This window comes from Micromonospora sp. NPDC049101 (assembly GCF_040648675.1).
Lineage (GTDB): Bacteria > Actinomycetota > Actinomycetes > Mycobacteriales > Micromonosporaceae > Micromonospora.
The window spans coordinates 185365-197425 of record NZ_JBEZED010000014.1; the positions used below are offsets into that span (position 1 = coordinate 185365).

The 12061-nt window shown below is 71.3% G+C and carries 11 protein-coding genes; 6 read left to right on the plus strand and 5 right to left on the minus strand.

The features are described from left to right. Positions 1–1191 (minus strand): threonine synthase, encoded by a 1191-nt coding sequence (locus tag AB0B57_RS21020; protein ID WP_357072115.1) that lies wholly within the window; start codon positions 1189–1191, stop codon positions 1–3. Between the two features lie 14 nt (positions 1192–1205). Continuing rightward, positions 1206–2255 (minus strand): DNA polymerase ligase N-terminal domain-containing protein, encoded by a 1050-nt coding sequence (locus AB0B57_RS21025; RefSeq protein ID WP_357072118.1) that lies wholly within the window; start codon positions 2253–2255, stop codon positions 1206–1208. 94 nt (positions 2256–2349) lie between these two features. On the opposite strand from AB0B57_RS21025, the gene AB0B57_RS21030 reads away from it, so the two are divergent. The 4 genes from AB0B57_RS21030 (at position 2350) to AB0B57_RS21045 (ending at position 5148) form a co-directional block, all read left to right on the plus strand. Then, entirely contained in the window at positions 2350–3138 is a 789-nt protein-coding gene (locus AB0B57_RS21030; protein ID WP_357072121.1) for an aldo/keto reductase, read from the plus strand. Between the two features lie 126 nt (positions 3139–3264). Beyond that, positions 3265–3417 (plus strand): hypothetical protein, encoded by a 153-nt coding sequence (locus AB0B57_RS21035; protein ID WP_357072123.1) that lies wholly within the window; start codon positions 3265–3267, stop codon positions 3415–3417. Next, positions 3417–4379 (plus strand): N-acetylmuramoyl-L-alanine amidase, encoded by a 963-nt coding sequence (locus AB0B57_RS21040; RefSeq protein ID WP_357072126.1) that lies wholly within the window; start codon positions 3417–3419, stop codon positions 4377–4379. Before AB0B57_RS21035 ends, AB0B57_RS21040 begins: the two co-directional genes overlap by 1 nt. 178 nt (positions 4380–4557) lie before the next feature. Then, the gene (locus tag AB0B57_RS21045; protein WP_357072129.1) at positions 4558–5148 is read left to right on the plus strand and encodes a hypothetical protein; all 591 of its coding nucleotides are present in this window, start codon (positions 4558–4560) and stop codon (positions 5146–5148) included. A gap of 73 nt (positions 5149–5221) precedes the next feature. Here AB0B57_RS21045 and AB0B57_RS21050 read toward each other — a convergent pair whose 3' ends face one another. Further along, positions 5222–6331 (minus strand): cellulose binding domain-containing protein, encoded by a 1110-nt coding sequence (locus AB0B57_RS21050; protein ID WP_357072132.1) that lies wholly within the window; start codon positions 6329–6331, stop codon positions 5222–5224. A gap of 298 nt (positions 6332–6629) precedes the next feature. Here AB0B57_RS21050 and AB0B57_RS21055 point away from each other — a divergent pair, with 298 nt between their 5' ends. Both AB0B57_RS21055 and ctaD read left to right on the plus strand, forming a co-directional pair. Then, positions 6630–7736 carry an FAD-dependent monooxygenase gene (locus AB0B57_RS21055; protein WP_357072135.1) on the plus strand — a complete coding sequence of 369 codons (1107 nt, stop codon included), beginning with the start codon at positions 6630–6632 and terminating at the stop codon, positions 7734–7736. 130 nt (positions 7737–7866) lie between these two features. Further along, positions 7867–9627 carry a cytochrome c oxidase subunit I gene (gene ctaD, locus AB0B57_RS21060; RefSeq protein ID WP_357072138.1) on the plus strand — a complete coding sequence of 587 codons (1761 nt, stop codon included), beginning with the start codon at positions 7867–7869 and terminating at the stop codon, positions 9625–9627. A gap of 546 nt (positions 9628–10173) precedes the next feature. Here ctaD and AB0B57_RS21065 read toward each other — a convergent pair. Continuing rightward, a complete protein-coding gene (locus tag AB0B57_RS21065; RefSeq protein WP_357072141.1) occupies positions 10174–11421 on the minus strand; it encodes an MFS transporter in 1248 nt (415 codons plus the stop codon). Between the two features lie 40 nt (positions 11422–11461). Further along, positions 11462–12043, minus strand: coding sequence for an isochorismatase family protein (locus AB0B57_RS21070; protein WP_357072144.1), 582 nt, complete (start codon positions 12041–12043; stop codon positions 11462–11464). Positions 12044–12061: the final 18 nt, after the last annotated feature.

A 12061-nucleotide genomic window follows, 5' to 3' on the forward strand; every position in this document is an offset into this window, starting at 1 on the left:
TCACCTCAGCACGGGTACGCCGGACACGTCGACCGTGTCCGGATACTTCAGCCCGGCACCGGTGTTGAGCACCACCACCCGCTCGCCGGCCCGGATCCACCCGCCGGCGCGCAGTTGCCGTGCCGCCGTGAGGCAGGCGGCCCCCTCCGGGCAGAGCAGCAGCCCCTCGCGGGCCGCGAAGTCCCGGAGGTCGGCCAGGATGTCCGCGTCGTCGACGGCGACGGCGGTACCGGAGGACTCGCGCAGCGCCGCCAGGATCAACTCGTCGCCCAACGGGGCCGGCACGGTGATGCCGAACGCCACCGTGTGCGCGTCCGCCCACGGCTGCGCCCGGTCCTCACCGGCGGCGAACGCCCGCACGATCGGTGCGCAGCCGGTCGACTGCACCGCCACCAGCCGGGGCAGCTTGTCGCCGACCCAGCCCAGCTCACGCAGCTCGTGCAGTGCCTTGTGGATGCCGATCAGCCCGACACCGCCGCCGGTCGGGTAGATGATCACGTCGGGCGTCTGCCAGCCGAGCTGCTCGACGATCTCGTACCCCATCGTCTTCTTGCCCTCCAACCGGTAGGGCTCGCGCAGCGTGCCGGCGTCGAAGATCGCCCCGTCCGACTCCGCGACCAGCTCGGCGACCCACCGGCCGGCGTCACTGATCAGCCCGTCGATCAGGCGCAGGTCGGCCCCCGCGGCGACGCACTCGCGCCGGCAGATGCCCGGGGCCTCCAGCGGCATGACGATTGTCGCGCCGATCCCGGCCCGCGCGGCGTACGTGGCCCAGGCCGACCCGGCGTTGCCGTTGGTGGGCATCGCGATCCGCCGTACGCCCAGCTCGCGGGCCCGGCTCACGCCGACCGCCGCGCCGCGCGCCTTGAACGAGCCGGTCGGGACCAACCCCTCGTCCTTGACCATCAGGTCCGCGATGCCGATCTCGGCGCCGTACGCCGGGGCGCGCAGCAGCGGAGTCCAACCCTCGCCGAGCGTGGTGACGTGCCGGGGGTCGCCGACCGGCAGGAGCTCCCGGTAGCGCCACAGGTCGGCCGGGCGCAGTCCGAAGCGTTCCGGGGTGAGGACCTCCGCCACCGCCGGCAGGTCGTAGCGGGCCAGCAGCGGGGAGCCGCACTCGCAGAGGTTGTGCAGCGCGTCGGCGGCGTACTCCTTGCCACAGCGCGGGCAGTCCAGATGGGTCAGGTACACGTCGCTCCTCGCCGTCAGACCGCGTCGATGCTCAACCAGCGCCGGCTGCGCCGCCCCGGCTCGTACACCGAGTCCAGCCGCTTGGCGACCACACCCGGCAGGCCCTGCTCCCGGCCGGCGCGCAGGGCCTCGTCGCCCGCGCCGGGGAACCACGGCGGAGTCTGCCAGTGCGAACCGGCCAAGGCCAGCCCATCGAGCAGCTCCCGGCGTTGCGCGTACGGCACGTCGACGCTGCTCACGCCCTCCAGCCAGAGCAGGTCGACGAGCAGATACTGGGCGCCGGCCGGGACCCGACCGCCGCTGGCCGGGCGGATCGGGCGGACCCGGCCGGCGCCGTCGATGCGCACCAGCACACCATCGAGTACGGCCTCGGTGGGCGCGAGCGCCTCGGCCATCGCCCGCAGCCACGGGTAGCCGCCGGTGATCTCCTCGTCGGCCTCGGAGAGCAACCGCAGCCGCCCACCGGAGACGTACGCCAACGCCCGGACGCCGTCCCAACGCAGCTCGTACCCCCAGGCGGCACGGTCGCGAGGGAGCCCGGCGGCGGCCGTGGCGCGCATCGGGCGGACCAGGTCGGGCATCGGTGCCCAGCCCGGCGGCGCCGGGTCGGTCCGCCGGACCATCCAGTCCCGGCCCCCGGTGGCGAAGAGGACGTAGCGGCCGGCGGTCCGGTCGCCGGAGAGCGTCACGATCACCTCGTCGTCGCGCCACTTCTCGCACCGGTAGGTGCCCCGGTCGTGGATCGTCATCCGGCCGCCGCCGTACTCGCCCGCGGGAATCTCACCGGAGAAGTCGAGGTATTCCATCGGGTGGTCTTCCGTGTGCACGGCGAGGTGGTTGCGACCCGGGTCGCGGGGCAGGCCGCGCGGCACCGCCCAGGACGCCAGCACCCCCTCGTGCTCCAGGCGCAGGTCCCAGTGCAGGCTCCGGGCGTGGTGCTGCTGGATGACGAAGCGCGCGGTGTCGCCGTCCGGGCCGGCCGCCGCGGGGCTCCGCTCGGGCACCGGCTCGGGGGTACGCGTCGCGTCCCGTCGTCGCCGGTACTCCTCCAGCCGGTCGGTCACACCCGCATTCTGCGGCAAACCGGATCGGTGCGCTGAATGCCGGAGTGTCCGGTTCGCTCGGCGGCCGGGCGCTCGGCGGGGTAGAACGGACCTCATGGACCTCACCGACCAGCCCACCGTCCTGCTCCCGGGCGACGTACGGATGCCCCTGCTCGGCTTCGGCACCTGGCAGGCCACCGGCCAGGCCGGGTACGACGCGGTGCTGGCCGCGCTCGACACCGGCTACCGGCACGTCGACACCGCCACCGTGTACGGCAACGAGCGCGAGGTCGGCCGGGCGGTGCAGGAGAGCGGGCTGCGCCGGGAGGACGTCTTCATCACCACCAAGCTCCCGCCGAACCGGGTGGGCCAGGAGCGCGCGACGTTGGAGGCCAGCCTGGAGGCGCTCGGCGTCGACCAGGTGGACCTCTGGTTGATCCACTGGCCGCCGTCGTCGCCGTCGGACAGCATCCCGCTCTGGCGTGAGCTGCTGGCAGCCCGGGACGAGAACCTGGTTCGGGCGGTCGGTGTCAGCAACTACAGCACTCTGCAGATCGACGAGCTGATCCAGTCGACCGAGGAGAACCCGGCGGTCAACCAGATCGAGTGGAGCCCGGCGCTGTACGACCGGCAGCGGCACGCCGAGCACCGGGACCGGGGTGTGGTGTTGGAGGGTTACAGCCCGTTCAAGACCAGCGACCTCAGTGACCCGGTGCTGACCAGGATCGCTGCCGCGCACGGGGTCTCGCCCGCGCAGGTGGTGCTGCGGTGGCACATCGACCACGAGATCGTGGCGATCCCGAAGTCGGTGACCCCGGAGCGGATCACCGCCAACTTCGACGTCTTCCACTTCGCGTTGACAGCGGAGGAGATGCGCGACATCGATGCCCTCGGCGAGGTCTGACTCGGCGGTTTCCTTCAAGGGCGGATTCGGTGCTGAAGGGTATCGACATCGACGTTCGTGACGGTATAGCGTGCCCGTCATCACGTTCGTCGATGCGTTAGCACCCGTCGTCGCTGGAGGATCGCCATGGCCCGATCACCATCCATCCGTCTGCGCCGCCGCGGCGTGCTCGGCATCCCCGCCCTGGTGGCCGCCGCGCTGACCGTCGTCGCCCGGCCCACTCCGGCGAGCGCCGCACCGAAGGCCGAGTGCCTGGCCGACCTGCTCCGGGACGCCTGATGGCGACGGTCGGATGGCTGGTGGACGTGCTGCGCGCCGCCGGCGTCCAGGTCGTCGTCGAGGGCGACTGGCTCAACCGGATGCGGCCCGGCTCGTTCGACCCGATCGGGGTGCTCTGGCACCACACCGCCTCGACCTCCAGCGCCAGCAACCCGCACCCCGCGCTCGGCATCTGCATCAACGGCCGCTCCGACCTGCCCGGACCGCTGTGCCAGGCACTCGTCGACTACCACGGCGTCTTCCACGTCATCTCCGCCGGGCGCTGCAACCACGCCGGGGTCAGCGGCGGCAGCGGCCCGATCCCCGCCGGGGACGGCAACACGCTCATGATCGGGTGGGAGATCGACTACAACGGCGTCAGTCAGGAGATGACCGCCGCGCAGTACAACGCGTCGCTCGCCGCCACCGCCGCCGTACTCACCCGCCTCGGCCGGGACAGCAGCTACGCCCGGGGCCACCGGGAGACCAGCACCACCGGCAAGATCGACCCGTCGTTCATCGACCTGAACGTCATGCGGGCCGACGTGGCGGCGCGGATGGCCGGCGGCACGGCATGGTCCTCCACCGTGGACAACACCACCTCCGGTCGGTTCACCGCCAGCGCCAACTGGGGTGTGTCCACGTTCTCCAGTCAGCGGTACGGCGCCGACTACCGGTACGCCGACCCGGTCGCGGCCAGCGACCCCGCCTGGTACCGGTTCAATGTGCCGGCGGCCGGCAGCTACCGGGTCGAGGCCTGGTGGCCGACGAACTCGGGCTACAACAGCGCCACCCCGTACATCGTCGCCACCAGCACCGGCAACAAGACGGTGTACGTCGACCAGCGGGTGACCGGTGGGCAGTGGCGGGTCCTGGGCACGTTCACGCTGCCGGCCGGGGACGCCAACCGGGTGGCGGTGAGTCGGTGGAGCAACGCCGCCGGCCTGGTCATCGCCGACGCCGTCCGCCTCACCCGAGTCTGACCTCGGCCGCCCGCGCTTGATCGACGCCGCCGGCGCTTGATCGACTCGACTTTCCGAAAGTCGGGGGGTCCCGGGCGTGATGATGCCCCGACTTCTGGTAACCCGAGTGGATCAAACCGGGTGCCGGATGTCAGTGGATTGATTTAAGGTCGTCGCTCCACCTCAACAAGGGAGCCCAGTGATCCGTCTTTCCACAGTCCTGGCCGCCGGCATCGCTGCCGCCGCCACGGTCACGCTGGTCGCCGGCCCGGCGCAGGCCGACACCGTCAACCGGTCCGCGCACGCCCATTTCGACGGCGACGGCAGCATGTTCGTCGACGTGACCCGGCCGGCGGTCGGCGACACAGTTGTCGACGTCGAGTGGCAGAAGAGCGTTTGTGCCGTCACCGACGGGGTGCGCGGCTGCGACACCGTCTCCCGCCGCGCGTACGACGTGCCGGTCACCCGCTTCTCGTTCTCGTTGACGGGTGCGAAGCTCACCGCGACGGTGCCGTACCAGGAGTCTCAGCAGCACTGCGACTTCGTCGACGGAGACGAGATCTGCGGCGAGGGGCAGGAAAGCGCGGGCACCACCACCCTCAAGGTCACCTGGGTGGCTCTCGACGAGCCGCTCCGGCGCGAGCGGTGGACGGGCGAGGACGGCAGCGTGCACATCAGCACGTCCGCGTGGACGACCGTCTCGGGCAGCGGTTTCGGCACCACGTACGACGAGTCGGCGACCAGCTTCGGCCAACTGAGCCGGACGCGGACCATCCCGCCGGCCGCCTGAGCAAGGCCGGCACCGACAGACGCCGCGGGGGCGTGACCTGAACTGTCACGCCCCCGCAGCCTGTCGAGAGCACTCAGCTCCGGGAGCAGCTTGCCCCGTTGAGCGAGAAGTTGGTCGGGGACGAGTACGCCCCGCTCAGCGTGCCCTGGTAGCCGAAGCTGGCCGTGCCGCCGGGTGCGATGGACCCGTTGTGGCTGATGTTGCGGGCGGTCACCGCGGACCCGCTCTGGCTCACCGTGGCGTTCCAGGCGTTGGTGACCTGCTGCCCGCCGGGCAGGCTGTAGTTCAGCGTCCAACCGTTGATCGCGCTGGACCCGGTGTTGCTGATCAGCACGTCGGCGGTGAAGCCGTTGTTCCAGGAGTTGGCGGTGTACTTCACCGCGCACCGGGCGCCGCCCGGCGGCGGGGTCGTCGGCGGCTGGCCGCCGCCGTTGACGTTGGCCGAGAACGAGGTCACCGCGAGGCCGACGCCGCCCTGCCACGGCTCGAAGCCGGCCTGGATGCTGGTCAGGTACCAGGAGTTGTTGATCGCGCCCCGGTTGCGGACGTCGTTGATGAAGTCCAGCACGCTGAAGTTCAGGCTGGAGATCGCCGACGGCGCGACGTACGAGATGACGTTGTTGGAGCCGTTGCTGCCCTGCCACACCTGCCACGTCCGGCCGGCCAGGTTCGTCGAGCCGACGACCGAGCCGATGGGCTGGATCGAGCCCTGCCGGTTGAGCCAGATCATGATCTCCATCTGGTTCACCCCGTCGCGCTTGGGCGAGGGGTCCAGCCAGATGTCGTACGACGCGTTGTAGGTCGCCCCGCCGACGTAGCGGTAGGAGATGCTGCTGGTGGCGCTGCTGATCTGGCTCACCTGCATCGGCAGGTTCGTGCCGGGGGAGCAGTTGGTGTAGTGGCAACCCAAGAAGATCGAGGGGTACGCCGTCGGCGCGCCGTTGGTGGGGCTGCTGCCGTTGAGGGTGGTGATCTCGAAGCCGTTGCTGGTCGCGTTGATGCACTGCTGGGCGGTGGTGCCCCAGCGGTTGTTCTGCACCACGTACCGCCCCTGGATCACGGTCGAGCCGTACTGCTCGCAGATCTGGGTGTCGGCGGAGGCGGTGCCGCCGAAGGCCACCGCTACCAGTGAGCCGGCGAGCAGCAGGCCGGCGGCGGCCAGGGCCCGAAGTTGACGTTTCATGACGCTCCTTGACTCGGCGCATGCCGGGCGCCGGATGTGGTGGGGTCGTGCGGGAGCGCTCCCACGCTCAAAGACACATTTACATGTCTGAAACTGCTGCGCAACCGCACGCGTCAAAGTGAGGAATCGTGCGGATTACCGCGTCCCACCGGACGGCTGTCGACGGGCTACCGGCTCACGACCGCGACACGCCGACGAGCGGCTCCGGACGGCCGAATGGGCCTGGCGTGCGTCGATCGCTCCGAGTAGCGTGTTGCCTCCAACGCGTTCCGCTCCCCCTCCGGAGGCGTACACCACCATGGGTGGCTCCCCCCTGCGCATCCTCGTCGTCGGCGCGGGCATCGCCGGCCTGGCCGTGGCCCGGGCGCTGCGCCTCGCCGGCTTCCGGCCCGACGTCACGGAGAAGCTGCCACCCGGGGAGTGCACCGAAGCCGGCCTCTACCTGCCCGGCAACGCCGCCCGCGCGCTGCACCGGCTCGGTCTGCACCACCCGGTCCGCCCGCTCGGGCAGGTGATCCACCGGCAGCGGTTCTTCGACGCCACCGGCGCGCGACTCTGCGAGGTCGACCTGGACACCCTCTGGGCCGGCGTCGGCGAATGCCGGGCGCTACCCCGGGCCGACCTGCACCGGGTGCTGCTCAGCGGCGCCGGCGGCGCCGTCCGGCACGGCGCCGAGGTCCGCACCCTGGAGCTACTGCCGGGGGCGGTCGGTGTCACCTTCACCGACGGCACCACCACCGAGTACGACCTGGTCATCGGCGCCGACGGGCCACGCTCCTCGGTGCGCGCGCTGGCCGCGCTCGGCGGGCCGCCCCGCCCGGTCGGTCAGGTGGTCTACCGGGCGGTGCTGCGCGACGGCCCGCCCGTCACCGAGTGGACCGCCCTGCTCGGCCAGCGCTCCGGGTTCCTCATGGTGCCGATCGGCGCCGGGCGACTGCACCTCTACGCCGACGAGGCCGGCACGGAGGCGCCCGCCGACCCGCTGGCCCGGCTGCGCGACCTCTTCGCCGACTACCGCGGCCCGGTGCCGGAGGTGCTGGCGGCACTCGACCGGGTGCACGTCGGGATCACCGACGAGGTCGAGTTGGGCCGCTGGCACCGGGGGCGGGTGCTCCTGGTCGGGGACGCCGCCCACGCCACCGCGCCCACTCTGTCCCAGGGTGCGGCGATGGCGCTGGAGGACGCGGTGGTGCTGGCGGAGTCGCTGCGCGCCGCCGGCAGCGTGGAAGCGGCCCTGGTGGCGTACGAGAGTCGTCGTCGTCCGCGTACCCGATGGGTGCGGGACCGGACCCGGGACCGCAACCGGACCAGGGACGTGCCGCCGGCGCTGCGCGACCCGCTGCTGCGCGGGCGCGGCGGCCGGATCTTCGGGGAGCACTACCGGTTACTGCTCGGCCCGCTGTAGGCCCGTAGTAGATCGTGTCACGCCACCCCACGCGGCGCTGCGACCTGCCGGGGACTATCCTCCTTGCGGATGACGGCCCGCCGATAACCAGCGTGTGCCGAGCGGGACAACCGAGAACCGGAGGCCACTCGTGACCACCGTCGCACCCAAGCCGGTCGTGACCCGGCCCTGGCCGGTCCGGGAGCCGGTCAAGGGGTCGGCCATCGCGCGGCTGCTGCGAACCACGGACGCGAAGCAAATCGGGATCATGTATATGGTCACCGCGTTCGTGTTCTTCATGATCGGTGGCCTGATGGCCCTGGTCATGCGGGCTGAGCTGGCCCGACCCGGGCTGCAGTTCCTGTCGCCCGAGCAGTACAACCAGCTCTTCACGATGCACGGCACGATCATGTTGCTGTTCTTCGCGACGCCGATCGTGTTCGCTTTCGCCAACTACATCGTGCCGATCCAGATCGGTGCGCCCGACGTCTCCTTCCCCCGCCTGAACAGCTTCGCCTACTGGCTGTACCTGTTCGGCGGCACGATGGCGACCGCCGGGTTCCTCACCCCGGGTGGCGCCGCCGACTTCGGCTGGTTCGCGTACGCGCCGCTGAGCAGCGTCGAGCACTCGCCCGGCGTCGGCGCCAACATGTGGATCATGGGTCTGGCCATCTCCGGTCTGGGCACCATCCTCGGCGCGGTGAACATGATCACCACGGTGCTCACCCTGCGTGCGCCCGGCATGACCATGTTCCGGATGCCGATCTTCACCTGGAACATCCTGGTCACCAGCCTCCTGGTGATCCTGGTCTTCCCGCTGCTGGCCGCCGCGCTCTTCGCGCTCGCCGCGGACCGCATCCTCGGCGCCCACGTGTACGACGCCGCGACCGGTGGGCCGATGCTCTGGCAGCACCTGTTCTGGTTCTTCGGGCACCCCGAGGTCTACATCGTCGCGCTGCCGTTCTTCGGCATCATCAGCGAGGTCATCCCGGTCTTCTCCCGCAAGCCGATCTTCGGCTACAAGGGTCTGGTCGCCGCGACCGTCGCGATCGCCGCGCTCTCCATGAGCGTCTGGGCGCACCACATGTTCGCCACCGGCCAGGTGCTGCTGCCGTTCTTCAGCTTCCTGAGCTACCTGATCGCCGTGCCGACCGGTATGAAGTTCTTCAACTGGATCGGCACCATGTGGCGGGGTCAGGTCAGCTTCGAGACGCCCATGCTCTGGGCGATCGGCTTCCTGGTCACCTTCCTCTTCGGTGGTCTCACCGGTGTGCTGCTGGCCAGCCCGCCGATCGACTTCCACGTGTCGGACTCGTACTTCGTGGTGGCGCACTTCCACTACGTGCTCTTCGGCACCATCGTGTTCGCGGTCTTCGCCGGCATCTACTTCTGGTTCCCGAAGATGTTCGGCCGGATGCTCGACGAGCGCCTGGGCAAGGTGCACTTCTGGCTCACCATGATCGGTTTCCACACCACGTTCCTGGTGCAGCACTGGCTGGGCAACGAGGGCATGCCCCGTCGGTACGCCGACTACCTGCCCAGCGACGGCTTCACCACGCTGAACACGATCTCCACGATCGGCGCGTTCATCACCGGTATCTCCACGCTGCCGTTCCTCTACAACTGCTGGAAGTCGTACAAGACCGGCCCGGTGGTCGAGGTGAACGATCCCTGGGGTCACGGCAACTCGCTGGAGTGGGCGACCAGCAGCCCGCCGCCGCTGCGCAACTTCGACCGGATGCCCCGCATCCGCTCCGAGCGTCCGGCGTTCGACGAGAAGTTCCCGGAGCTGGCTGCCGGCGGCCAGAGCCTGGCCGGCCCGCCGGAGGGTGGCTCGAAGCCGCTCACCAGCGAGTCGGACGGCGGTGCCAGCTACCGCGAGGACACCGCAAGCGACATCGACCGGCACTGACGAGCAAGCCCAGCCGTACGACGGGCGCCGCCCCCGGAACCACCGGGAGCGGCGCCCGTCGCCATGTCCGGCCAAGCGCCCGTGCGCCTCGCGTCCGCGCGCCCCGCGCCCCGCGCCCGCGCCCCCGGCGTCCCGGCGCTCCCGCGTCCGCCCCGGATTTCCGCGTCCGCCCCGGGTTTCCGTGCCCGCCCGCGGGCGTCCGCCCCCGCGCCTGCGCCTGCGCCAAGATCCGCGCAACTTCCCGGATGTTGCTGCCTGCGGCGCGGTCTTGTCGGCGGCCCGGCCCGGCCCCGAAGGGGGCTAGGTGCCCGAAGCGTCTGATGCCTGTGAGTCATCAAGATGACTCACAGGCATCACACTCTTCAGCATGCCCGCATGCCCGCATGCCCGCATGCCCGCATGCCCGCATGCCCGCATGCCCGCATGCGGGCCGGATGCCCGGCGGGCGCCAGACTGGTCGACGCCGCGCGGCACGTCCGGGACTGACCAGGTCGCTGCGCCTCCGACCCTCAACGCGTCGGCGCGAGACCTGTCGGGGCGGCCCGGTCAGCGGGCGGCGGGGGTGAGGTCGGCCTCGACGGGCGGCGGCGGGGAGGCGGCGGCGTTGCGGCGGCGGCGTAGCTCGATCGGGAGCACCACCAGGGTGACAAGTGCGCCGAGCGCGCCGGTGACCACGAAGCCCCAGAGCGGCGCGGTGGCGTCGATGACCGCACCGGCGAGCGGCGCGCCGATCGCGATGCCGACGGTGACCGCCGATCCGTGCAGGCCCATGGCCTCACCGCGGACGGCAGCCGGGACCAGGCGGCTGACCGCGTCGGAGGACGCCGCGATGGTCGGCGCACAGAGGGCGCCGGCCGGGATCAGCGCCAGGCACAGCAACCACCAGTGCGCGCCGCCCAGCCCGACCGGGATGGTGCACAGGGCGAGGGCGGCGGTCAGTGCCAGCGGGGAGAACGAACGGTGCACGGCTCCGTAGGCGAACCCGCCGACCAGCGAGGCGACCGCCCAGATGGCCAGCACCACGCCGGTCCAGCCGACCTCGCCGCTGGCCCGCAGGACGGCGACCACCGCCACGTCGGTGCCACCGAGCACCAGGGTCGCGGCGGCGCTGAGCGCCAACACGGCGAGCAGTCGTGGCGTCAGCCACTCCCGACGCGGTACCCGGCGCTGCGGGCCGGTGGCCTCGGCGGCACCGCGGGTCGGCGGGTTGACCACCCACAGGGCGATCCCGGCGGCGACGATTCCACCACCGACCAGGTACATGGTGGTCTGCGCGGAGATCGCGGTGACCAGGGCCACCGCCAACGCCGGGCCGATCATGAAGGACAGTTCCACAGACATCGAGTCCAGCGCGTACGCGGGGCGGCGTTGGTCCTCCGGAACCAGCGTGGCGATCGACTGACGGACCACGGAGAAGATCGGCAGGGCCAGGCAGCCGGCCACGAAGGCCGCCGGCAGCAGCAGCGGGTACGGCAGGCCGGGAGCGGTGGACCAGAAGATCGCCTCGGCGATGGCGGTGAGCACCAGGACCGGGCGCAGGCCACGCCGGTCCACCAGTCGGCCCAGTAGCGGCCCGCCGATCGCCGCGCCCACGGTGACGGCCGTGCCCACCAGGCCGGCCGCCCCATAGCCTCGATCGAGGTCGAGCACCACGTGGAAGGTCAGGGTCACCCCGGTCGCGGTGAGCGGGATGCGGGCAAGCACGGCGACCAACAGAAGCGACCGCAGGCCGGGCAGGGCGAGCGCCTGCCGGTAAGGTTTCATGTTCACGTAGGTCCGTACCTCCGGCGACATCCTCGGCCGGCAGCGGCCCGAAGGCCAACGAATTACGGTCTTATGCGGCCCTGATCACAGGCTCGCCGTGCAGGGTCACCCCGGCGCCGTCCATGGCACGCAGGGCCACGTCGGTGGTCGCCGGGGCGACGGCTGCGGTGAGTTCGAGCAGCACGGTGGTGGCGAACCCCTCCCGGGCCGCGTCCAGCGCGGTCGCCCGGACGCAGTGGTCGGTGGCGATGCCGACCACATCCACCCGGTCCACGTCGTGCCGGCGCAGCCAGTCGGCCAGGCACTCGCCGTCGTCGGCGTGCCCCTCGAACCCGGAGTACGCCGCCGCGTGCTCGCCCTTGTGGAAGATCGCCTCGACCCGACCGGTGTGCAGCTCGGGGTGGAACTCCGACCCGGTGGTGCCGACCACGCAGTGCCGCGGCCAGGACTCCACGAAATCCGGCGGATCGCCGAAGTGCGCTCCCGGGTCGACGTGGTAGTCCTTGGTGGCGACCACGTGCGACCAGCGGTCCGGCTCGGAGGCGAGCAGCCGGGAGATGCCGGCGGCCACGCCCGCGCCGCCCGCGACGGCCAGCGAGCCACCCTCACAGAAGTCGTTCTGCACGTCCACGATGATCAGCGCGTTGGCCATCGAGGATCTCCCTTCGAG

What these genes read in the sequence shown, in the direction of transcription:
- AB0B57_RS21050 (WP_357072132.1), bottom strand. Translation starts at nt 6,331, where the DNA reads ATGAAACGTCAACTTCGGGCCCTGGCCGCCGCCGGCCTGCTGCTCGCC.
- AB0B57_RS21070 (WP_357072144.1), bottom strand. Translation starts at nt 12,043, where the DNA reads ATGGCCAACGCGCTGATCATCGTGGACGTGCAGAACGACTTCTGTGAG.
- AB0B57_RS21035 (WP_357072123.1), top strand. Translation starts at nt 3,265, where the DNA reads ATGGCCCGATCACCATCCATCCGTCTGCGCCGCCGCGGCGTGCTCGGC.
- AB0B57_RS21065 (WP_357072141.1), bottom strand. Translation starts at nt 11,421, where the DNA reads ATGTCGCCGGAGGTACGGACCTACGTGAACATGAAACCTTACCGGCAG.
- AB0B57_RS21055 (WP_357072135.1), top strand. Translation starts at nt 6,630, where the DNA reads ATGGGTGGCTCCCCCCTGCGCATCCTCGTCGTCGGCGCGGGCATCGCC.
- AB0B57_RS21040 (WP_357072126.1), top strand. Translation starts at nt 3,417, where the DNA reads ATGGCGACGGTCGGATGGCTGGTGGACGTGCTGCGCGCCGCCGGCGTC.
- AB0B57_RS21030 (WP_357072121.1), top strand. Translation starts at nt 2,350, where the DNA reads ATGGACCTCACCGACCAGCCCACCGTCCTGCTCCCGGGCGACGTACGG.